The organism is Cupriavidus neocaledonicus, assembly GCF_000372525.1.
Lineage (GTDB): Bacteria > Pseudomonadota > Gammaproteobacteria > Burkholderiales > Burkholderiaceae > Cupriavidus > Cupriavidus neocaledonicus.
Window position 1 is genome coordinate 60308 of record NZ_AQUR01000084.1, and the last position, 22336, is coordinate 82643.

Genomic DNA, 22336 nt, shown 5'->3' on the forward strand with positions numbered 1-22336 from the left:
TGCCGCACATGACGCTTGATGTGCCGCGCACGGCGCCCCCCTGCGTGCGGGCGGGCAACATTGCAAGGGCCGTTGGACGGCTGTTGAATTTTCTGCGATCGGCCCCTATCTAACGGGCATCGCGCCAGCTTTTCCGGGGCGCGTCACGATTACACGGAGATCACCGCAATGTTCAACTGGGTCAAGACCTTCATGCTGATGGCGGCCATCACGGCGCTGTTCATCGTCATCGGCGGCATGATCGGCGGGCGCAGCGGCATGATGTTCGCGCTGCTGATCGCGCTGGGCATGAACTTCTTCTCCTACTGGTTCTCGGACAAGATGGTCCTGCGCATGTACAACGCGCAGGAAGTCGATGCCGGCAGCGCGCCGCAGTTCTACGGCATGGTGCAGGACCTGGCGCAGCGCGCCGGCCTGCCGATGCCGCGCGTCTACCTGATCAACGAAGACGCCCCCAACGCCTTTGCCACCGGGCGCAATCCCGAACACGCCGCGGTGGCCGCCACCACAGGCATCCTGCGCGTGCTGTCCGAGCGCGAGCTGCGCGGCGTGATGGCGCACGAGCTGGCGCACGTGCGCCATCGCGACATCCTGACCTCGACCATCGCCGCCACCATGGCCGGCGCGATCTCGGCACTGGCCAATATGGCGATGTTCTTCGGCGGGCGCGACGAGAACGGCAATCGCACCAACCCGATCGCCGGCATCGCCGTGGCGATCCTGGCGCCGCTGGCGGCCTCGCTGATCCAGATGGCAATCTCGCGCGCGCGCGAATTCGAAGCCGACCGCGGCGGTGCCGAGATCAGCGGCGATCCGCAGGCGCTGGCCAGCGCATTGGACAAGATCCATCGCTACGCGCAGGGCATCCCGTTCCAGGCGGCCGAGGAACACCCGGCCACGGCGCAGATGATGATCATGAACCCGCTGTCCGGCGGCGGCATCGCCAACCTGTTCTCGACCCATCCGGCCACCGAGGAACGCATCGCGCGCCTGATGCAGATGGCCCAGACTGGCACCTATCCCGCCTGAGCCGCCGGAAATCCGGGGCGCGGCCCCGGCACAAGGTAAACTGCCCGCTGTTCCGCGTGGACCGGCGGGCTTTTTTTGGCCCGCGCCCGCGATTTCCGATTCACCGCCTGACCCGCTGCCTGACCCGCCGCCTGACCGATATGCGCCTGCCTCCCGATTCGCTTGCCTTCCAGATGCTTGGTGCCGCCACCGCGGTGCGCGCCGTCAGCGAAGGCACGGCCTTGCCCCAGGCGATCGAGGACGCCGCCGCGCAACTGCGGCTGGACCGCGTGCGCGACGCCGCCACGCGCGGCGCGCTGCAGGACATCGCCTACCGCACCATGCGCCAGTTCGGCACCGCGCGCGCGCTGGTGACCAAGCTGGTGACGCGGCCGCCCGGTGCGCAGGTCGATTCGCTGCTGGCGGTGGCGCTGGCCCTGTTGCTGGAACACGGGCCGGGCCCGCGCGAGCGGCACGAAGGCGCCGACCCGGCGCGCCACGATGCCGACGCCGGCCGTCCGGGCTACAGCACCTTCACGGTGGTCGACCAGGCCGTCAGCGCGGCCGCCTCCGAACCCAAGACCGCGCACGCGCGCGGACTGGTCAACGCGGTGCTGCGCCGTTTCCTGCGCGAGCGCAAGTCGTTGCTGGCCGAAGTCAACCGCGACGAGCAGGCACGCTGGAACCTGCCGCCGTGGTGGCTGCGCCTGCTGCGCGAAGCCTATCCCGACCGGTGGATGGCGCTGGCCGCCAGCGCCAACGTGCGCCCGCCGATGACGGTACGCGTCAACACCGCGCGCGTGTCGGTGCAGCAGTACCGCACCGACCTGGCCAACGCCGGCCTGGCCGGCCACGTCGTCGGTCCGCAGGCCGTGCGCCTAGTGCGCGCGGTGCCGGTGAACCAGCTGCCGGGCTTTGCCGAAGGCGTGGTCTCGGTGCAGGACGCCGGCGCGCAACTGGCCGCGCCGCTGCTCGAGGTGGCCGACGGCATGCGCGTGCTCGATGCCTGCGCGGCGCCCGGCGGCAAGACCGGGCATCTGCTGGAGCTGGCCGATATCGAAGTGACCGCGGTCGAAAGCGACGCGCAGCGCGCCACCCGCATCGGCGAGAACCTGGCGCGGCTGGGCAAGTCGGCGAAGATCGTGGTCGGCGATGCCAGCCGGCCCCCCGACTGGTGGGACGGACAGCCGTTCGACCGCATCCTCGCCGACGTGCCGTGCTCGGCCTCGGGCATCGTGCGGCGCCATCCCGATATCCGCTGGCTGCGCCGCGAAACCGATATCGCCAAGCTCATCACCGAGCAGCGCCGCATCGTCTCGCAGCTGTGGCCGCTGCTCAAGCCGGGCGGCATCCTGGTCTATGTCACCTGTTCTATTTTCCCAACGGAGGGCGAGGAGCAGGCGCGCTGGTTTGGTGAGCACCTGGCAGATGCGATACGATTGCAGGCGCCGGGACAGCTGCTGCCCGGCACCCATGCAACGCTTGCCGCGGGCGCGGACGGTGACAAGGCCACCCTTGACAGCACCGGCCGCACCGAAGGTACCAGCCTGCCATCCGATCACGATGGCTTCTTCTACGCCCGCTTCCAGAAACGCGCCTGATCTGATCCGATGCCGAGCACGCCGCACCTGTCAGGCTTTCGCGTTGAAGTGGACCGCCACCGCAGACGGCTGGCGCGCCGGGCACTCGCGCTGCTGCTGGCGCTGGCCGCCGTGCTGTGGCTGCCCGGCGCCGCGCAGGCACAGGTCATCGAAGCCACCGAGGCCCGCGTCGAATACCAGGACGGCGGCTTCGAGCTTGCCGCCAGCTTCGACTTCGACCTGCCGCCCGCGCTCGAGGACGCGCTGCACAAGGGCATCTCGCTGTATTTCGCGGTCGACTTCCAGCTGTCGCGCTCGCGCTGGTACTGGTTCGACGACAAGCCGGTCAACACCACCCGCAGCGTGCGGCTGTCGTACCAGCCGCTGACGCGCCAGTACCGCATCTCCACCGGCGGCCTGCAGCTGCCGTTCACGCGCCTGAAGAGCGCGCTGCAGTTTATCCAGCGCGTGCGCGGCTGGCGCGTGTTCGAGCGCAACGCGGTCAAGCCCGGCGAGACCTACAGCGCCGAAGTACGCATGCGGCTGGACCTGTCGCAATTGCCCAAGCCGTTCCAGATCAACGCCGTCAACACGCGCGACTGGAACCTGGCGTCCGACTGGCGGCGCTTCACCTATACCGTGCCGACCGACCTGAGCGCACCGCCCGCGCCACCGCCGCAGCCGCCGGCACCGCCCCCCGCGTTGCCCGCATCGCCCGCGCTGCCGGCCCCGCCGACACTGCCCGCGCCGGCACCGTCTCCGGCCTCGATGCCTGCCGCGGCCAATGAGCGCGGCCTGATGGAAGGACGCGGCCTGTATCTGCAGGCCGCGTCGTACGCGCTGTCGCCGGCGATGCTGGCGCAGCCCGCGCCGGGCCAGCCATGAGCAACCCGTTGTGGGACAGCCGCTTCCGGCGCGTGCTGTACCGCGTCGTGGCCGGCATCATCGTGTTCCTGGCGCTGGTGCTGGTGGGCCTGCTGGCCGGCGCCTCGGCCAATACCGAATTCTTCGATCGCTATTTCACGCTGCTGTTCAAGGTGAACCTGGTGATCGGCGCGCTGCTGGTGCTGACCGTCGGCGCGCTCGCGGTCACGCTATGGCTGCGCTATCGCCGCGGCAAGTTCGGCACGCGGCTGATGACCAAGCTCGCGGTGTTCTTCGGCGTGGTAGGCGTGCTGCCCGGCGTGCTGATCTACCTGGTGTCGCTGCAGTTTGTCTCGCGCAGCATCGAGTCCTGGTTCGACGTGCGGGTGGAAACCGCGCTCGAGGCCGGACTGAACCTGGGACGCTCCACCATCGACAGCTCGCTGGCCGACCTGCAGGTCAAGGCAAGGCTGATGTCCGAGCAGCTGGCCGGCGCTTCGGGCGTGGCCACCTCGCTGCAGCTGAACCGGCTGCGCGAGCAGTACGGCGTGCAGGAAGCCGCCATCTTCACCGGCAGCGGCCGCGTGCTGGCATCCGCTTCCAGCAACTATGCCTCGCTGGTGCCGGACCTGCCTTCCGGCGTGCTCGCGGAACAGGCGCGGCTGGCGGGCGGCTATGCCGCGGTGGAGGGCGGCACCGATCCGTCGAGCGATATCGGCCAGGCGCCCGAGCGTATCGACAGCAGCCACCTGTACCGCCTGCGCGTGATCATCCCGCTGGGCGCGGCGCCTGGGCCCGCGCAGGATACGGTCAGCGCGGCCAGCGCTCCGCGTGCGCTGGCGCGCTCGCCGCGCTGGGCCGGCTCCGGCCTGTCGGTGGAGCGCAGCCCGGAAGACTCGCCGTCGAGCGGCTTCGGCCTGGTCGGCGAGACCGTGCGCGAAGAGCGCTACCTGCAGGTGCTGCACCCGGTGCCGGCGGTGCTCGCGCGCAATGCCGACGAGGTCCAGCGCGCGTACCAGGAGTACCAGGAAAAGGCGCTGGGCCGCACCGGCCTGCGCAAGATGTATATCGGCACGCTGACGCTGACGCTGTTCCTGGCGGTGTTCATCGCGGTGATGCTGGCGCTGCTGCTCGGCGGCCAGCTGGCGCGGCCGCTGCTGATGCTGTTGCAGGGAACCAAGGAAGTGGCCGAGGGCGATCTGTCGCCCAAGCGCGAGCTGAAGAGCCGCGACGAACTGGGCATGCTCACGCAGCAGTTCAACCAGATGACGCGCCAGCTGGCCGAGGCGCGGCTGGCGGTGGAGGAAAACCGCGCTGCGCTGGAGCAGTCGAAGGCCTACCTCGAAAGCGTGTTGCAGAACCTCACCGCGGGCGTGCTGGTATTCGACCGCCGCTTCGTGCTGATCACCGCCAACCCCGGCGCGGAGCGCATCTTCCGCCAGCCGTTCGGCGCGGTGATGGGCCTGCCGATGGAACAGATCCCCGGCATGGGCACGTTCGGCGAGATCGTGCGGCAAGCCTTCTCGGACCAGAACACCAGCGAGGTGCTGGGCGGCGCCGAGCACTGGCAGAAGCAGATCGAGCTGCCGCAGGGCGAGGAGCAGCCGCTCACGCTGCTGGTGCGCGGCGCGCGCCTGCCCGGCGGCGAGCGCGACGAGCCCGGCTATGTGATCGTCTTCGACGATATTTCCGATGTGATTTCCGCTCAACGCTCGGTGGCATGGGGCGAGGTGGCCCGGCGCCTGGCGCACGAGATCAAGAACCCGCTCACGCCGATCCAGCTCTCGGCCGAGCGCCTGCAGATGAAGCTCTCGCCCAAGCTCGAGGGCACCGATGCCGACGTGCTCAAGCGCGGCGCCGCCACCATCGTCAACCAGGTGGCCGCGATGAAGCGCATGGTCGATGATTTCCGCGACTACGCGCGCACGCCGCCGGCGGTGCTGCAATCGCTGCAGCTCAACAGCCTGGTGGCCGAGGTGCTGCACCTGTACGGCATCGACGATCCGGCGGTGCATGAGCACCCGGTGATCCATCCGACGCTGGGCAGTGGGCTGCCCGAGATCAAGGGCGACCCGACGCAACTGCGCCAGGTCATCCACAACCTGCTGCAGAACGCGCAGGACGCTGCCGCCGAGAACGTCGCGGCCGGTAGGGCGGCGCCCCATATCACTCTGCACACCGAGACTGTAGAATACAAAGATTCTGCCGGCGAGAACCGGCAGGCCGTCAAGCTCACCATTGCGGACAATGGTCCCGGTTTTGCACCACGCATCCTGAGCCGTGCGTTCGAGCCTTATGTGACCACCAAAGCCAAGGGCACGGGTCTCGGGCTTGCGATGGTAAAGAAGATCATTGACGAACACGGCGCGCGCATCGAACTGCGCAATCGCATGGAAGGTGCCGAGATCGTCGGTGCGCAGATCTCGATCCTGTTCGTTAAACTGGCATAGTCAACATTGGCGTCCGGTCCCGGAACGCTGCGGTGGGGTTAAGAGGGGAAGTATGGCAACCATCCTCGTAGTCGATGACGAAATGGGAATCCGGGAGCTGCTCTCGGAGATCCTCAGCGACGAAGGCCATGTGGTCGAACTCGCGGAAAACGCGCAACAGGCGCGCGATTACCGTGCGGCGGGCACGCCCGATCTCGTGCTGCTCGATATCTGGATGCCCGATACCGATGGCGTCACGCTGCTCAAGGAGTGGTCCGCACAGGGACAGCTGACCATGCCCGTGATCATGATGTCGGGCCACGCCACCATCGATACCGCGGTCGAGGCCACCAAGATCGGCGCGCTCAATTTCCTGGAAAAACCGATCGCGCTGCAGAAGCTGCTGTCCGCGGTGGAACAGGGACTGGCCCGTGGCATCGAACGCCCGCGCAGCAGCGCCACGGCCGCCGCCGCACCGGCCACCGCGCCGACCGCGGAGCCCGGCACCGCCGCCGCCACGCCCGAGGCCACCGCAGAAGCCGCACCCAACGGCAGCCCGGCGCGCGTGCCGGAAGCGGAGATGCAGTTCTCGTTCGACATGCCGCTGCGCGAAGCACGCGACCTGTTCGAGCGCGCCTATTTCGAATATCACCTGCTGCGCGAACACGGCAGCATGACCCGCGTGGCCGAGAAGACCGGGCTGGAGCGCACGCACCTGTACCGCAAGCTCAAGCAGCTCGGCGTGGAGCTGGGCCGCAACAAGCCGGAGCCGGCCGAACACTGAGGCAGTGCCCTATATGACGCTTGACTGGCCCAAAAAGACCAGTTATAGTTTCGCTTCTTTGGCCCGGTAGCTCAGTCGGTAGAGCAGAGGATTGAAAATCCTTGTGTCGGCGGTTCGATTCCGTCCCAGGCCACCAGAACAGGAAAAGCCCGGCTCTTGCAGCCGGGCTTTTTGCATTGGGCGGCTCACTCTGGTGAGCCGTGCCAGACCTTCCGCGCCGCCCGGCGGCACATCTGCATCCCACCCACGTCGCCTTTCTCCGAACCGCTCGACACGGCTGAGCGAAGTCAAGGTTGACTTGAGCGTGCCGGCGCATCGTGACGCTCTCGTCAGCGGGAAACTGCTGCCTGCGTGACGCTGAACATGCGTTGCGACCGCGATGTCGTCGAAGCCTTCAAGGCCACTGGCGATGGCTGGCAGACGCGCATCAACGATGTGCTGCGTGCCTATGCCGGGTCGCACCGCATGCTGCCCGGCCGCTGACGCGGCGTTCGTTTTGCCCGGCGCGCAACACCCAATCCAGAAGTAAAAATCTTCTACTTGGCAGCCGATCCATGTCTCTCTAGGATGCCCTGACGCACCGCCATCAGGCGGGGCGGCCCAGGCCGGCCAAGCCGCATTGCCATGTGCACCCATCACGCGGATACCCCGGCCCGGGGCCGATACTTTGTTAGCGGGGGTTGGATGGACACATTGACCGGAACCGACAAGCACTGGCCACCGCAAGCCGCGTCCGGCGAGCGCGGCTTGTGGCAAAGCACCATGGCCGCGGCAAGCCAGGCGCTGGGTGCGGCGGGGCGGATGCAGCAGGCGGTGTCGCAGACGCTGAAGCTACAGCACAAGATCCGTGCACTGCGCGACGAACTGCATCAGCTGGAAGCCGAGCGCGATGTCTACCGCGAGCTGCACGCGCGCACGGTGGAAGAGCTGCACCAGGCCATCGACCGCAGCCCGGCGGAAATCAAGCGGCTGCGCGCCGAAACCGAAGCCATGCAGGTTCGCCATCGCGCCTACAAGCTGCTGGTGCAGCACTACATGCGCATAGGCACGCCGATCGATCCCGCCGTGTTTGCCGAACAGCGCAGCCGTGTACAGCAGCACATCCTGTTCCAGCGCCGCAAGGGCATCCCGGTGGCGAATATCGTGGTCGAGGATATTGCCTTCCTGTTGCGCTGAATGGCGCTGAACGGCGCGATTCGAAACCCGGCGTCAGCTCACAACATCGCCAGCGCGCATTGACGCACCGGGGCCGCGGCGGAACACTGTCGCGACCGCGCGCGCAGCCGCTGCGCCGCGGCGTTGCCTGCACGGGCAACGACCTGCCACTGTTCGAGGCGTCGTCTCAGGCGACGTTGTCCATCTTGTTGCTGCGCGCTATCCCCATCGTTTTCGTCACCGGCCCTGACACCACGCGGCAGGCCGGCCTTGCTCCCAGCCATGCTTCGCGCCACTGCCCCGGCGCAGCGCAGCGATGAGTACGCTGGCGCGCCGCCTGGTGGCGGAAGGACTTGGCACCGCGCTGCTGGTGGCAATCGTGGTCGGCTCGGGCATTCGTGCCGAGCGCCTGGCCGCCGGCGATACCGCGCTCGCGTTGCTGGCGAACTCGCTCGCCACCGGCGCCGGGCTGGTGGCCTTGCTGGTGTCGCTGGGGCCGGTCTCGGGCGGGCATTTCAATCCGGTGGTGAGCCTGTCGGCACTGGTGCAGGGCGCGCTGGCGCCGCGCGATGCGCTGCGCTATGCGCTGGTGCAGCTGGCGGGCGGCGTCTGCGGCGTGCTCGCGGCGCATGCCATGTTTGGCGAGCCGGCACTGGCGTGGTCGGCGCAGAGTCGCACCGGCGCGTCGATGTGGTGGAGCGAGTTCGTGGCCACCTTCGGCCTGGTCGGCGTGGGCATCGGCACGCTGCGCAGCCGCCCGCAGCTGGTGCCGTTCGTGGTGGCCGGCTATATCACCGCGGGCTACTGGTTCACGTCATCGACCTCGTTCGCCAATCCCGCGCTGACGCTGGCCTGCGCACTGACCGATACCTTTACCGGGATCCGGCCGCAGGACGTGCCGGGTTTCGTGCTGGCGCAGACCGGCGGCGGACTGGCGGCCACGCTGCTGTTCCACTGGCTGTTGCGCAAACCCGCCGCGGTGGCACCGGCGCCGGTCAGTACCGGGGGCGGCGCGACTGCAAGCGCGACCGCCAGCGCAATTACCAGCGCCGATTGAGCTGCACGCCGAAGATCGAGCCGCTCGGCTGCGACGCCCACGCGTCCGCCGGCGCGGTGTAGCCGATGCCATCCACATCGCTGGCGCGGCTGTAGGTATAGAAGGCGCGCAGGTTGGCATTGCCGGCCGACTTGCCCAGCGTCAGCGTCGGCGCCACCGTCAGCGCGGTGCGCTGGCCGCTGACGCCGAAGCCTGACGAGATCTGGTCGTGCGACACCTCGAAATTCAGCCGGAACTGGCTGCTGGCCACGTACGCGGGACGCAGGCGCGTGGTGGTCCATTGCAGCGTGCCGACCGGCGAACGGTCGAACTGCAGGCTCTGCTCCACGGCACCGCTCAGCCCCCAGCGGCTCTTCCATTCGATCGAATCGGCCACGCGCGTGCGCGACAGCGACGGTCCCATGCCGGTATAGCCGGTCATGGCGTTGCGCGAACCCGAGCCGAACTGCACCCCCAGCCGGTTGGTGCCGAACAGCACGCCTTTCTGCTCGTGCAACGCCGACGCCCACCACGCCCCGCCCGAGTCCTCCACCAGCGGCTGGGCTTCCACCCGCGTGAAGCCGAGCTGGACCGAGCCCTGTTCATTGGTGGGGATCGGCGCGGTGCGCAGCGAGTGGTAGCTGGGCAGGTTCTGGCCGTTCTGATCGGCGCGCGCGGTGTACTGGTAGCTCAGGCCGATATCGCCAATCAGCTTGGCGTTGTCCACGCCAAGGCGCATCGCTGTCGAATTGGGCGGCAGCAGGCCGGACGACATCAGGAACGGCGCGTTGTCGCGCCGGCCGGCCCACATGGTGGCGCCGTCCAGCACCGGCAGCCCGCTGACCGCCGTATAGAACTGCGGCACCAGCGCATAGGGATCGATCGCCGCGGGGCGGCCATTGACGGTGGTGGCATCGGTGCCACGCGCCTGCGCGATCAACATTACCTGGGCGCCGCCGTCGAGGTCCAGCACCGACTCGCGGATCCGGACTTCGCCCGTACTGCGGCAGGCCAGCCCGCTGCCGATGCCGGTGGACAGCGCGCCGCCGGGGCAGGCGCGCATGGTGGACGGACGATCCTCGACCGCGGCGCGGCCGCTGTAGCTCAGTCGCCACACCGACTCGCCCGCCGGATCATCGGCGGGCAGCTGGGAATGCAGCACCGGCGGCGCCTCCGACGGGGTGCCGGCGTCCGCGCCAGCGCGTTGCGCCGGGGCAGGAGGCGCTTCGGCCTGGAACTCGCCAAGCCTGGGCGGGAACAGCACCAGCGGCGGTGGCGGCGGGGCCGGGGGTTCGGGCGGGCCGACGAAGTCGGGATCCGGCGGCGGCGTGGCCGCGGCGACACTGGTGTCCGCCGAAGCCGGTACGGTGACATCCGCCGCGGGCGCCGCTTCGCCGGCGATCAGCGCGGCGAGCGGGTCGTCTGTCGCGGCCGGCGGGGCCGATGTCGCTGCTGCGGCGGCCGCCGCTACCGCCGGTGTGCCCGGCGTCGCCACGGTCGCGGTGACGCTTGCCGGCACCGCCGGCCGCGGCCCGATGCGCGGCGGCTGCGGGGCAGCCGCGGATTCGTCAGCGCCCGTGGCCGGAACGCCGGTCTGCGCGCATGCCGCCAGGCCCCAGGCGGCCAGCACGGCAAAGCCGAGGCGGCGCAGCGGCACGCGCCGGCCTGCGCAAGGGCCGGGCGGCTTCAGGGGGAGTCGACGAGTACAAGCTGGCAATTGGAACGGCAACGGGGCGATTCAGCGGGCAACCACGATATCCGGTAGGCAGGGCCCCGGAAGCGGGACTGTTTTTTATCAGCCGAGACCATTTGACCGCAAGCCGGGTTACAAAATCCATCACACCGTGCGGCGTCTCACAATACGAAAAACAGCGGAAATGGCGCAATCGACTAGCGAAAACCCGCACTTGCGCGGGGCCCCGTGCCGAAAGGGCCACCGCTATAATCGGCTGGCTTGTCTTTCGGGTAAGACAGCCCTCGGCCGTGGGCGCGGTTACAGCGTCGGGCATGCAGGGCACGCCGCCGTGCCCGTTCGCCACAGGCACTGCGCTGCGCAGGCCGCCGTACCCCGGCGGCCGGTGCGTCACGGTCCGGCGCGCGGCCTCATGCAAGCCGGCGCCCGCATCCGAATCAATATCTATAAGAGGAGAAGTGGAGATGGAACGTCGTTCCTTTCTGTTGAAAGCGTCGGCCGTGGCTGCCACCGGGGCACTGGCCGCGTGCGGCAAGGGTGAAGAGAAGGCAGCGCCTGTTGCAGCCAGCGGCCCGGCCGCGCCGGCCGTAGTGGGCAGCAACCCCGCCGTGGAATGGCGCCTGGCCTCGAGCTTTCCCAAGTCGCTCGACACCATCTACGGCGGTGCCGAGCTGCTGTCGGCCCGCGTCAAGGAACTGACCGACGGCAAATTCAACATCAAGGTCTTTGCCGCCGGCGAAATCGTGCCGGGCCTGCAGGTGCTGGACGCGGTGCAGAACAACACCGTGCAGATCGGCCACACCGCCGGCTACTACTACTTCGGCAAGAACCCGACGCTTTGCTTTGACACCACCATCCCGTTCGGCCTGACCGCACGCCAGCAGAACGCCTGGATGATGCAGGGCAACGGCATGAAGCTGATGCGCGAGTTCTTCAAGGAATACAACGTCGTCAACTTCCTGGGCGGCAACACCAACGCGCAGATGGGCGGCTGGTTCCGCAAGGAAATCAAGACCGTGGCCGACCTGCAGGGCCTGAAGTACCGCATCGCCGGATTTGCCGGCGTGGTGCTGTCGCGCCTGGGCGTGGTGCCGCAGCAGATTGCCGGCGGCGACATCTACCCCGCGCTGGAGAAAGGCACCATCGACGCGGCCGAGTGGGTGGGCCCCTACGATGACGAGAAGCTGGGCTTCTACAAGGTGGCGCCGTTCTACTACTACCCGGGCTGGTGGGAAGGCAGCGCGCAGCTGTCGTTCTACGCCTCGGCCAGCGAGTTCGAGAAGCTGCCGGCGCTGTACAAGCGCGCGCTGGAAACCGCCACCATCGAGGCGCACACCAACATGATGGCCAAGTACGACACCGTCAACCCGCAGGCCCTGGCGCGCCTGCTGGAAAACGGCGTCAAGCTGCGACCGTTCTCCAAGGAGATCATGGAGGCCTGCTTCAAGGCGACCCAGGAGTCCTACGCCGACGAAACCGCGAAGAACCCGTCGTTCAAGAAGATCTACGACGACTGGCGCGTGTTCCGCAACAACCAGGCAGCCTGGTTCAACGTGGCCGAGCAGGGCTACGCCCAGTTCAGCTTCGCGCGCAAGCTGTAAGCCGCGTGGCGCCCGGGCAACCGGGCCCGCCGCAAAACCCCATGGTCCCCCGGGAGCATGGGGTTTTTTTGTTGGCGGCGGCCGCGCGCGGCGGGGCGCCGGCGGGGATCACGCGGCCCCGGTAGAATCGCCGGCATCGATCGGAAAACCCTATGCAACTCGGCATTCTCTACGCCCTGCTGGCGTACCTCATCTGGGGCCTGCTCCCGCTCTACATCAAGTCGCTGCCCGGCATCGCGCCGGTGGAGATCCTGCTGCACCGGATGGTGTGGTCGCTGGTCTTCCTGGGGCTGGTCCTGGCCTGGCGCCGCCAGTGGGCGTGGCTGGGCCAGGTGGGCCGGGACCGGCGCCTGTTGCTGTCGTTTGCCGCCAGTGCGGCGCTGCTGTGCGCCAACTGGTTCCTCTATATCTGGGCGGTGTCGGCCAACCGCGTGGTCGACGCCAGCCTGGGGTATTTCATCAACCCGCTGTTCAGCGTGCTGCTCGGCGTGGTGTTCCTGCACGAGCGCCTGCGCCGGGTGCAATGGCTGGCGATCGCGGTGGCGGCGGCCGGCGTTGCCTGGCTGACGGTGGCGGCGGGGCAGCTGCCATGGATTGCGCTGGGCCTGGCCGCAAGCTTTGGCGGCTACGGGCTGCTGCGCAAGACCGGTGCACTGGGCGCGCTGGAAGGGCTGTCGCTGGAAACGCTGCTGCTGTTCCCGCTCGCCGCGGCGGCGCTGGGCTGGCTGTTCGCCACCGGCCAGGACAGCTTCACCCACGCAGCGCCGGGTACGCAGTGGCTGCTGTTGCTGGCCGGGCCGGTGACGGCGGTGCCGCTGCTGTTCTTCGCCGCCGGCGCGCGACGCATTCCGCTGTCGCTGCTGGGCCTGCTGCAGTACACCGGTCCGACGCTGCAACTGCTGCTCGGCGTGTGGCTGTGGCACGAGCCGTTCCCGGCGCAGAAGCAGGTCGGGTACGCGCTGATCTGGCTGTCCCTGGCCTTGTATGCGGCCGAAGGGCTGTGGATGAATGCGCGGCAGAAGACCGCCGGCATCCAATCGATCAATGAGACAACGTGAAAATCGACATCAGTCATTCATCCCGCTGATAATCATTACATAGCCGTTCCGCATCCCGGCCCCCATGTCCGCCCCGCCTGACGCCAGTGCCGCGGTCCAGCGCAAGATCATCCATTGCGACTGCGACTGCTTCTACGCCTCGGTCGAAATGCGCGACGACCCGTCGCTGCGCGGCCGGCCGATGGCCGTGGGCGGCGCGCCCGACCGGCGCGGGGTGATCGCCACCTGCAACTACGAGGCGCGCGCCTACGGCGTGCGCTCGGCAATGGCCTCGGCGCAGGCGCTCAAGCGCTGTCCGGACCTGCTGATCGTGCGCCCCGCGATGGACAAGTATCGCGAGGTCTCGCGCCGCATCTTCGCGATCTACCGCGAATACACCGCGCTGGTCGAGCCGCTGTCGCTGGACGAGGCCTATCTCGATGTCAGCCTGTGCAGCCACCATGCCGGCAGCGCCACCCGCATCGCCGAAGAAATCCGCCAACGCGTGCGGGATGAGGTGGGGGTGACCGTGTCGGCCGGCGTCGGCCCCAGCAAGTTCGTCGCCAAGATCGCCAGCGACTGGAACAAGCCCGACGGCCTGTTCGTGGTCAGGCCGGCCGCGGTCGATGCCTTTGTCGCCGCGCTGCCGGTGGAACGCATCCATGGCGTGGGCAAGGTCACCGCGGCCAAGCTGCGCCGGCTGGGGGCCGAGACTTGCGGCGACCTGCGGCAGTGGTCGCCGGACCACCTGCAGCGCGAGTTCGGCGTGTTCGGGGCGCGGCTGTACAAGCTGTGCCGCGGCGTCGATGAGCGCGCGGTCACGCCCGAACGCGAGCGCAAGTCGATCAGCGTGGAAGAGACCTATGCCGACGACCTGCCCGACCTGCAGGCCTGCCTGGCCGAGCTGGAACCGCTGATCGCCATGCTGGAGGCACGCATTGCGCGCGCCCAGGCGCACGACACCATCGACAAGCTCACGGTCAAGCTGCGCTTCTCGGACTTCCGGCAGACCACCGTGGAATGCCGCGGCCACGCCCCGGACCGCAGCGTCTATGCCCGGCTGCTGGCGCAGGGCCATGCGCGCCGTGGCTTGCCGGTACGGCTGCTGGGGGTAGGGGTGGGCACGAGCGACCGGGATACCGCGCAGCTGGCGTTGTTCGACTGATCGCTGGTTTATTTACACGATTTATCGGCAAAGCACAGCTTGTCGCTCGATGATAAATCGCATCGATAAACTGGCCTACTGCTACTGCAGGTCGTTGCGCATCACCAGCAGCCATGGCATGTGCGAGTTGGTGACCCCGTCGAGCCGGCCCGAATCGCCCAGTTCGATCTCTTCCATCGATACCGATTGCTGGACGTTGCCGCCGATGGCGCGCACCACGCGCGCGGACGGATCTACCGCGACCACGATGTCGCAATGCATCGGCGTGGTGCCGAAACCGATCTCGGCGATGTCCTCGAGATAGCGGTCACGGCCGCGGCCGGCGCAGATGATGTCGCCGGGGCGGGGCATCGCCGGCACGGGCTCTATGCGGAACGCGGGGCGGGGCAGGATGCCGTCGCGGGCATCGACCACGTACATCGAGTGCGACTGGCCGGTCAGGAACTGGCGGTCGTCCAGCCCCGCCTTGCGCAACACCCATGACACAAAGACCGCCGACCATGCCCAGGCGCCCTGCGTGACTTGCCTGCAGCTGGGCGCTTCGCCGACGATGCCCCAGTAACGGCGCGCCAGCGTGCAGCCCAGCGGCGTGGCCTCCATGCCGGTGCCGTCCGGGAAAGAAAGACAGCTGGCGGCTGGCGGCGGGTTGCCGTTGGTCTTGGCCTCGGTATCGGTGGTGGCCACGGCAGGCGCCGCGGCGTCGGCCGGGGATGCCAGCGGCAGCTCGGGTGGCAACTCCGGCGCCGGCACCGGGCTGTAGGTCACGCAAGAGGTGTCGTCGCGGCCCAGCCGCACCATCTGTCCGCCCCAGCGGACCCACTCCTGGGTAGCGATCTCGACGATACGCTCGCGCGGCGTGGCACCCGGGCTGGTCACCGGCCGCTCGGCGTCCGGCAGCGCCCGCGCCTGCGGCCGGGCCGTTTCGATGACCGTGGTGCAGGCGCTCAGCAGCGCCAGCACCACGGCCGCGCAGGCGCTGCGCAGCGGTATGCGCGCCTGTGGAGAACGCTGTGGAATCGGCTGTGGAAAGCGTTGTGCATAACGCTGTGGAGATCTGTGGCGCTGCGGACGGGCAAACATGTTGGCCCCACATGGCACGGCGCCCGGCATGGCGAGTTCTGGCCAAGGCTGGACGCCTGTTGGAAGACTTGGCGCGCCATCGCCCAGGCGCGAAGCGGGCGATGCGGCGGATACTGCAGGGATATTCAGATCACGACTGTGGATAACGTCCCCCGCCTGGCGCGCGCCTGCGCCCTCGGGCACCGGGGCAGCGGCATGGCGGGGTCAGGCAATACCGGGCTCTGCAGTGCAGCCCGTCAGGATCACTGGTTGACAGCGTCCTTGAACTTCTGGCCAGCCTTGAACTTCACGGTCTTGGCGGCTTCGACCTTGATTTCTTCACCGGTACGCGGGTTGCGCGCCATGCGCTCGCCACGCTCGCCCTTGCTGAACGTGCCAAAGCCGATGAGGCTCAGCGTGTCACCCTTGGCCACTGCGTCCATGATGGCCGACAGGGTCACGTTCAGTGCCTGTTCCGCCTTGGCCTTGGTCAGACCGTCCACCCCGGCTGCGATAGCGTCGATCAGTTCGGTTTTCGTCATGCTTCACTCCGTATCGAGTTGATAAAACACAGGCGTCCGCGGCCGGGCGGCCAGGCTGGCACCGCTCCGGCAAAGACGCCGCGGGCCACATGATACCGTGTCGGACAAGGCGCACCGGGAACAGATTGTTACCTGGCAGTTTCCGCGAGGCCGCGCCAGTACGGGGCTGGAGGCAAATCGAGGGGTTCGCATGCGGGCCCGCCACCGGCGCGATAGCGGCGTAAACGGCAAATGGCGAACGTCAGGCGACTGCGCCGCCGCCCGCTGGGAGACAGGTATACCCACATGCCAGAAGCCTTCAGAAGCCCGCTGACAGCCTCAAGATTCGCTCCGGGGGTCTGGGCACCCTCTGGCGGTTGAACGGACTGGAGGCGCTGTAAGGGCCGGCAGGAATCCAGCTGCACTATGGTGCATGCTCGGATCCGCGCAACAGCAAGCGCCGTTCCGCATTATTCAGCGTATGCATGAGCGCTCAGCCTCCGCACTGAACCGTCGCCGGCAGGCCGGCGCGTATACCGCAGCGATTGCCGTCTTGCCGCAGGGTATACGCCGCGTCGCCGGTATACGCACCGCTCCGCCGACGGACAAACAGAAAGTCTCCCGCAAACCCAGACGTTTACGCTTGTCGGCTTTGGGATGAGGCCTTGGCCGCGGGCTCGTTCTTTCGGTTTACCTTTTTCTTTCATGTATACAGATAGTAGTAGTAGGTAAACACCCGCAGCCGCTGTGGAAAACCCCGTAAACATCTTTGCCTTCAAAGGTTTACGTAAACGAGAAGTGGTCTCGTCGAATGTTGGCCGAAGTGGAAGACTCCGACCAATGGATGAGGTGCGAGCCGGACCCCCTCCGACTTATGCCCGAGGCATCCCCATGCCAGCCCCAGGCAGCCCACACCCAATCCGCGTGCTTTTCCACAGATCGGGGCGGGGTTATCCACATGCGGGGTGGTAAACGGTAGCGGCGTATACCGGGTGCGGCGACACGGCGGGGGGGTGTGTATACGTCTTATGTGCCGGCTGCGGGCACGCTCGGCAGAGTTGCCACGTATACGTGTTGCGGTCGCCCCGGTATCATCCCCGATCGCGACGGGCGGCCGGCGCCGGTCACCCAGGCACAACAGGCGAAAGCACGGACAGGCAAATGGCGGACAAGGCAAAGCGCAAGGCAGCGGGCGAGGGCAGCAAGAAAACAGCGAGCGACCGGATCGAGGTTCGCCAGTCAGGCGTGCACGGCAAGGGCGTCTATGCCATCGCGCCGATTGCCGAGGGCGAGCGCGTAATCGAGTACAAGGGCGAGCACATTTCGTGGAAGAAGGCGCTGGAGCGTCATCCGCACGATCCCAGCGATCCCAACCACACCTTCTACTTCAGCCTGGACGACGGCAGCGTCATCGATGCCAAGTACGGCGGCAACCGCGCGCGCTGGATCAACCACGCCTGCGAGCCCAACTGCGAGGCGCGCGAAAAGAAGGGCCGGGTCTTCATCCACGCGCTGCGCGACATTGCCCAGGGCGAGGAGCTGTTCTATGACTACGGCCTGGTGATCGACGCGCGCTATACCGCCAAGCTGAAGAAGGAATTCGAGTGCCGCTGCGGCAGCCCGCAATGCCGCGGCACCATGCTGGCGCCGAAGGAAAAGAAGAAGAAGGCCAAATAAGGCCACCGCCCGCGCGGCAGCGGTTTCAGGCCACCGACCCTGCCGGCTCGCACGGGATCCGGATCACGAAGCGCATCACCGCGCGCCGCTCGGGCGTACTGTCCGTGGCGGAGGCTTGGGTCGCCGCGCCCGGCGCGGGCGGCACGTCCTCGATGCGGATGGTGCCGTGGTGCAGGGTCACGATCTCATGCACGATGGCCAGCCCCAGGCCGGCACCGCCCGCCTGGTCGGCGCGGCCGCCGCCCGGCTCGGGCGCGCGGTCGCCGCGGAAGAAGCGCTTGAACACTTCCTCGCGCCGCTGCGGCGGGATGCCGGGGCCGTTGTCTTCCACCATCACCACCGCCATGCCGCGGTGACCCATGGCCTCGCCGCCGGCGCGCACCGTGATGCGCCCGCCCGACGGCACGTATTTCACCGCATTGTCGATCAGGTTGGACAGCGCCTCGCGCATCAGCAGCCGGTTGCCGCGCACCACCGCCGGCGCGCCGCCGGTGAAGGTGGGGCCGGGCAGGATCTCGAAGCCCAGGTCGATGCGGCGCGCCAGCGCCTGCGGCACCCATTCGGCGCCGATCTCGAAGGCCAGCTCGGCCAGGTCGAAGTGTTCGACCGGCCCCAGCCGTTCCAGCGACAGCCCCGGCTCGGCCCGCGCCAGCGACAGCAGCTGATTGGACAGCCGCACCGCACGGTCGGCCGCGGTCTGCACCTCGCGCAGCGCATGGCGCGCCACTTCCAGCGAGTCGGCGCTCTGCGCGCGGTCGGCATGCAGCTTGACCGCCGTCAGCGGCGTGCGCAGCTGGTGCGCGGCATCGGCAATGAACTTGCGCTGCGCGTCGAGCGCGTCGCGCAGCCGCGCCAGCAGGGCGTTCAGGCCGCGGATCAGCGGCGCGACTTCGGCCGGCACCTGGGTTTCATCGAGCGCCGCGAGCGAGCGCGCGGTCTGGCGGTTGAGCTTGTCGGCCAGGATCTGCAATGGCACCAGCTCTTCCTTGAGCACGTGCGACAGGATCAGGCTGCCGACCAGCAGCAGCAGGATCAGCGGCACCGACACCGACAGCAGGATCTCGTTGGCGGCGGTCTCGCGCCGGTCCAGCAGTTCCGCTACCTCGACCACGATGGGCCCGCGCGCGGGCTTGCCGGCCTCGCTGGTGCCCAGCTCGTCGACCGCGGCGCTGGGCAGCATCACCGGCAGCCGCACCGCGCGCACCTGGCGTCCGCTGAACCAGGCGTAGAACAGCCGCGCGTCATGCAGCGTGGTCTGGCCGGTGCCGTAGCCCAGCCAGGTGTCCATGCCGCCGATCAGGCCATCGGGCCCGTGGATGCGCCAGTAGATGCGATCGGTGCCCTCGGCCTCGACCAGCGTCTGCGCGATCATCGGGATGTCCTGCTCCAGCCGCGGCCCGGCAATGCGGATCTGCTGGGCGATGTTGTTGGCCACGCCGTACAGCGCGCGGTCGAACACCTGCGTGGTGTAGTGCGCCGCCAGCCAGTAAGACAGCGAGCCGCTGGTCAGCACCAGCGCGAACAGCGGCGTGGCCAGCGCGCGCAGCAGGTGCACGCGCAGGCTGGGGTTGGAACCGGGACGCGTGGCCTGGCGCATGGCGTCGGCGCCGGGCGCGGCCGCGCCGCCGCCGCTGGCATCAGCGGCAGTGGTGGGGTTGGCGGCGGAACGCGCGTTGCGGGATCTGGGCCACATGGCCTAGGCCAGGGAGCGCTGGGGCCTGCCGTGGCTCATTGTCCGGCGCGGATCTGCAGCAGGTAGCCGAAGCCGCGCACGGTGACGATCTCGACGTCGCTGTCCTCGAGCTTCTTGCGCACGCGGTGCACGTAGACCTCGATCGCGGTGTCGCCGACGGTATCGCCGCCCTCGCCGGCCGGGTGGGCAAAGGTGGCCAGGTGGTCCTGCAGCTGGGCCTTGCTGACCACGCGGCCCTGGCGCTGCAGCAGCAGCTCCAGCACAGCGAACTCGCGCGGCGACAGCTCCAGCGGGCGCGCGTCGATAAACATGCGGCGGTCGTTGCCGGACAGCCGCAGCCGGCCCAGGCGCACGTCGCGCTCGGGCGCGGCCTCGCCATGCTGGCTGCGGCGCAGCAGCACGCGCACGCGCGCTTCCAGCTCGGGCAGGGCGAAGGGTTTGATCAGGTAGTCGTCGGCGCCGGCGTTCAGGCCCGAGAGCTTGTCTTCGAGCTCGTCGCGCGCGGTCAGGATGATGACGGGAGTGGTGCGGTTGCGGGCGCGGTAGCGCGCCAGCAGGGTCATGCCGTCGATGCCGGGCAGGCCCAGGTCGAGGATGACCAGGTCGTGCTGCTCGCGCAGCAGGTGTTCGGTGGCATAGACGCCGTCATGGACGACGCGTACCTGGTGGCCGGCGCGGGACAGGCCGGCTTCGACGCCGCTGGCAATCTGGCGGTCGTCCTCGATCAGCAGGATACGCATGGCGGCAGCTCGGGAAGGACGTTGGGCATGGCAGGCAGACAGGGCAAGGGGCCCACGGCGCACCCGGCGGTGCGGGCCTGCCGCCGATTGTACTAGGCGCCGCCCCGCGTTTCCTTACGGTTAGCCTACAGCCGCCCGCCAGTGCGGCCGCGCCGTCAGTTGGTCACCGCGTCGGCGGCGCGCTCGATGAAGTGGGCCAGGTCGATGTCGCGCTGGGTCAGGCCGTTGGCATCGTGCGTGGACAGCGTGATGTCGACCCGGTTGTAGACGTTGAACCATTCCGGGTGGTGGTCGGCCTTCTCGGCCTGGATCGCCACGCGCGTCATGAAGCCGAAGGCGGCGTTGAAGTCATGGAAGGTAAAGCGCTTGAAGATCGCATCGCGGTCGGCGACGGTGGTCCAGCCGGGCAGTTCGGCGAGCAGCGTGGCACGGGCTTGCGGAGACAGAGGGGTCATGGTGGGCTCGATCTGGTTCTTGAAGAAAAGAAGGTCGCGCGGTGCGGAGCATGCGCACCATGCGGACAGCCGGCCCGCCCGCGCCGGGGCGGCGGGCATGCCGGCATTGTTTCACAAAGCGGGGAACGAGGCAGGGGGCGCGCCGGCGTCGAGCGCGCGCGCCGGCTCAGATGTCTTCGGTATCGGCCCAGCCTTCGCGCGTGCCGGCGTTGAGCACCAGGTCGCCCTCGGCGATATCGCCCGCGCCCAGCGTCGGCTGCGCGCGCAGGGCTTCGTACAGCGGCGCGAAATCGGGGCGGGTGGCGTCGAACAATTGCTCGAAGCTGTCGATCACGAAGTAGGTCTTCTGGAAGGTGTCGATGCGGTAGCGTGTGCGCATGATGCGGCGCACCTCGAAGCCGATCCGGTTGGGACTGGCCGAATCCAGGCTGTAGATCGACTCGCCCTGGCTCGACACGATGCCGGCACCATAGATGCGCAGCCCTTGCGGGGTGCGGATCAGGCCGAATTCGACCGTGTACCAGTACAGACGCGACAGCATGTCGAGCGCGCCCAGCCCCGCCGCCTTCAGGCCGCCCTTGCCGTACGCTTCCATATAGTCGGCAAAGACCGGGTTGATCAGCAGCGGCACATGGCCGAACACATCGTGGAAGCAGTCGGGCTCCTGCAGGTAGTCGAGCTGCTCGGGCTTGCGCATCCACCAGCTGGCCGGGAAGCGGCGGTTGGCCAGGTGCTCGAAGAAGACCTCGTCGGGCACCAGCCCGGGCACGGCCACGACCTGCCAGCCGGTGGCGCGCATCAGGGTCTCGTTGAGCTGGTCGAAGTCCGGCACGCGGTCCTTTTCCATGCCGAGCGTGGCCAGGCCCTGCAGGAATTCGTCACTGACGCGGCCGCGCAGCATCTCGGCCTGGCGCTCGTACAGCTTGCGCCAGATCGCGTGGTCGATGCTGGTGTAGCGGTGCACCGGCTGGGCGATGGTGAAGTCAGGGCGCAGTTCCTGGCCGGACAGCAGGCCGGCATCGAACTGTTCCTTGAGTTTGTCGGTCAGGGTGCCCTGGAAGGCGCCGGGGGCTTCGTTGGCCATGGCGATGGACATAGTGCTGGTGTCTCCTGGAATGCGCGCTGGCTGCGTTGGCGCCAGCAGGGATGCGGATTTACTGCGTAGTTTAGGCGTCGGACGCCGCAATCTGTCCGCATAGTCCGCTTGATTTCCGTGCATCGTGCATATAATGCGCATTCCTGGACCGAGATATGCGGGGTTTGTGCATGGCTGCCCACAGTGTTTCCCTCGATGCGTACGACCTGGCCCTGCTGAGCGCGCTGCAGGCCGACGGCCGCACCACGCACCAGCAGCTGGCCGAGCGCGTGCACCTGTCACCCAGCCAGGTGGGGCGCCGGCTGGCGCGGCTGGAAGCCGACGGCGTCATCACCGGGTACCGCGTCAGCCTGTCCTCGCAGGCGCTGGGTCTGGGCGTGGTGGTCTTTGTCAGCGTCAAGCTGGCGCATCACGGCGATACCATCATCGAGCGCTTCCGCGAAGAAATCCTGCTGCTGGAAGAAGTGCAGGAGTGCTATTCCGTCGCCGGCGAGGCCGACTACCTGATCCGCGTGGTGGTGCCCGACCTGCCCACGCTGGCCGAATTCACCATGAAGCGGCTGATGCGCGTGCCCGGCGTCGAAAGCGTGCGGTCCAACATCGTCCTGACTGCGATCAAGTGCGAGGGGCCGTTGCCGCTGTCGCACCTGCGCTGAAATCGTTCCCGCAGCGCTTCGCGGGCACGCGCCGGCCTTGCACTCCTGTGGCGTGCGTGTCACCCTCGCCGGGTGCCGCAAACGTGG

General features: G+C 68.2%; 19 protein-coding genes, 1 tRNA gene and 1 pseudogene. 14 read left to right on the forward strand and 7 right to left on the reverse strand.

The window, feature by feature from the left end; all coding sequences use genetic code 11:
• Positions 1–168 precede the first annotated feature (168 nt).
• From htpX to A3AG_RS0108635, 9 genes and pseudogenes are all read left to right on the forward strand, one after another.
• Complete coding sequence (htpX, locus tag A3AG_RS0108595) at positions 169–1029, forward strand: zinc metalloprotease HtpX (protein WP_018005006.1); 861 nt, start codon at positions 169–171, stop codon at positions 1027–1029.
• A gap of 140 nt (positions 1030–1169) precedes the next feature.
• Entirely contained in the window at positions 1170–2609 is a 1440-nt protein-coding gene (gene rsmB, locus A3AG_RS0108600; protein ID WP_026164048.1) for a 16S rRNA (cytosine(967)-C(5))-methyltransferase RsmB, read from the forward strand.
• A 9-nt stretch (positions 2610–2618) separates the two neighbouring features.
• Complete coding sequence (locus tag A3AG_RS0108605; protein WP_018005008.1) at positions 2619–3473, forward strand: DUF4390 domain-containing protein; 855 nt, start codon at positions 2619–2621, stop codon at positions 3471–3473.
• Positions 3470–5902, forward strand: coding sequence for a sensor histidine kinase (locus tag A3AG_RS0108610; RefSeq protein WP_018005009.1), 2433 nt, complete (start codon positions 3470–3472; stop codon positions 5900–5902). The genes A3AG_RS0108605 and A3AG_RS0108610 overlap by 4 nt, the downstream gene beginning before the upstream one ends.
• A gap of 52 nt (positions 5903–5954) precedes the next feature.
• Entirely contained in the window at positions 5955–6665 is a 711-nt protein-coding gene (locus A3AG_RS0108615; RefSeq protein WP_018005010.1) for a response regulator, read from the forward strand.
• Positions 6666–6725: 60 nt separating this feature from the next.
• Positions 6726–6801, forward strand: a tRNA-Phe gene (locus A3AG_RS0108620).
• Between the two features lie 215 nt (positions 6802–7016).
• Positions 7017–7148, forward strand: a pseudogene (locus A3AG_RS33250) (BrnA antitoxin family protein); the annotation flags it as partial.
• Between the two features lie 201 nt (positions 7149–7349).
• Positions 7350–7841, forward strand: a complete 492-nt coding sequence (locus A3AG_RS0108630; protein ID WP_018005012.1) for a hypothetical protein — start codon at positions 7350–7352, stop codon at positions 7839–7841.
• A gap of 295 nt (positions 7842–8136) precedes the next feature.
• Complete coding sequence (locus tag A3AG_RS0108635) at positions 8137–8877, forward strand: aquaporin (protein ID WP_018005013.1); 741 nt, start codon at positions 8137–8139, stop codon at positions 8875–8877.
• On the opposite strand, the gene A3AG_RS0108640 is transcribed toward A3AG_RS0108635, so the two are convergent.
• On the reverse strand, positions 8861–10513 hold the full coding sequence (locus A3AG_RS0108640; protein ID WP_018005014.1) for a carbohydrate porin: 1653 nt from the start codon (positions 10511–10513) through the stop codon (positions 8861–8863). The genes A3AG_RS0108635 and A3AG_RS0108640 overlap by 17 nt on opposite strands.
• A 500-nt stretch (positions 10514–11013) precedes the next feature.
• Between A3AG_RS0108640 and A3AG_RS0108645 the strand changes: the two genes are divergently transcribed.
• The 3 genes from A3AG_RS0108645 (at position 11014) to dinB (ending at position 14352) form a co-directional block, all read left to right on the forward strand.
• The gene (locus A3AG_RS0108645) at positions 11014–12150 is read left to right on the forward strand and encodes a TRAP transporter substrate-binding protein (protein ID WP_018005015.1); all 1137 of its coding nucleotides are present in this window, start codon (positions 11014–11016) and stop codon (positions 12148–12150) included.
• Between the two features lie 152 nt (positions 12151–12302).
• Positions 12303–13208, forward strand: a complete 906-nt coding sequence (rarD, locus tag A3AG_RS0108650; protein WP_018005016.1) for an EamA family transporter RarD — start codon at positions 12303–12305, stop codon at positions 13206–13208.
• Positions 13209–13272: 64 nt separating this feature from the next.
• Positions 13273–14352 carry a DNA polymerase IV gene (gene dinB / locus A3AG_RS0108655; RefSeq protein WP_018005017.1) on the forward strand — a complete coding sequence of 360 codons (1080 nt, stop codon included), beginning with the start codon at positions 13273–13275 and terminating at the stop codon, positions 14350–14352.
• Between the two features lie 81 nt (positions 14353–14433).
• Here the strand turns inward: dinB and A3AG_RS0108660 are convergent, their stop codons facing one another.
• Entirely contained in the window at positions 14434–15432 is a 999-nt protein-coding gene (locus tag A3AG_RS0108660; RefSeq protein ID WP_018005018.1) for a DUF2272 domain-containing protein, read from the reverse strand.
• 242 nt (positions 15433–15674) lie between these two features.
• Complete coding sequence (locus A3AG_RS0108665) at positions 15675–15953, reverse strand: HU family DNA-binding protein (RefSeq protein ID WP_012354324.1); 279 nt, start codon at positions 15951–15953, stop codon at positions 15675–15677.
• Positions 15954–17093: 1140 nt separating this feature from the next.
• Here A3AG_RS0108665 and A3AG_RS0108670 point away from each other — a divergent pair.
• A complete protein-coding gene (locus A3AG_RS0108670; RefSeq protein WP_012354323.1) occupies positions 17094–17609 on the forward strand; it encodes an SET domain-containing protein in 516 nt (171 codons plus the stop codon).
• A 25-nt stretch (positions 17610–17634) separates the two neighbouring features.
• On the opposite strand, the gene A3AG_RS0108675 is transcribed toward A3AG_RS0108670, so the two are convergent.
• The 4 genes from A3AG_RS0108675 to phhA all read right to left on the reverse strand — a co-directional run bounded on the left by A3AG_RS0108675 (position 17635) and on the right by phhA (position 21593).
• The gene (locus tag A3AG_RS0108675) at positions 17635–19206 is read right to left on the reverse strand and encodes a sensor histidine kinase N-terminal domain-containing protein (protein WP_370866989.1); all 1572 of its coding nucleotides are present in this window, start codon (positions 19204–19206) and stop codon (positions 17635–17637) included.
• A gap of 131 nt (positions 19207–19337) precedes the next feature.
• Entirely contained in the window at positions 19338–20042 is a 705-nt protein-coding gene (locus A3AG_RS0108680) for a response regulator transcription factor (RefSeq protein ID WP_012354320.1), read from the reverse strand.
• Positions 20043–20197: 155 nt separating this feature from the next.
• Positions 20198–20497, reverse strand: coding sequence for a 4a-hydroxytetrahydrobiopterin dehydratase (locus tag A3AG_RS0108685; RefSeq protein WP_026164049.1), 300 nt, complete (start codon positions 20495–20497; stop codon positions 20198–20200).
• A gap of 166 nt (positions 20498–20663) precedes the next feature.
• Positions 20664–21593: a phenylalanine 4-monooxygenase gene (phhA, locus tag A3AG_RS0108690; protein WP_018005021.1), complete on the reverse strand. Its 930-nt coding sequence runs from the start codon at positions 21591–21593 to the stop codon at positions 20664–20666.
• A 170-nt stretch (positions 21594–21763) separates the two neighbouring features.
• Here phhA and A3AG_RS0108695 point away from each other — a divergent pair, with 170 nt between their 5' ends.
• Positions 21764–22249 carry an Lrp/AsnC family transcriptional regulator gene (locus tag A3AG_RS0108695; protein WP_018005022.1) on the forward strand — a complete coding sequence of 162 codons (486 nt, stop codon included), beginning with the start codon at positions 21764–21766 and terminating at the stop codon, positions 22247–22249.
• Positions 22250–22336 lie beyond the last annotated feature (87 nt).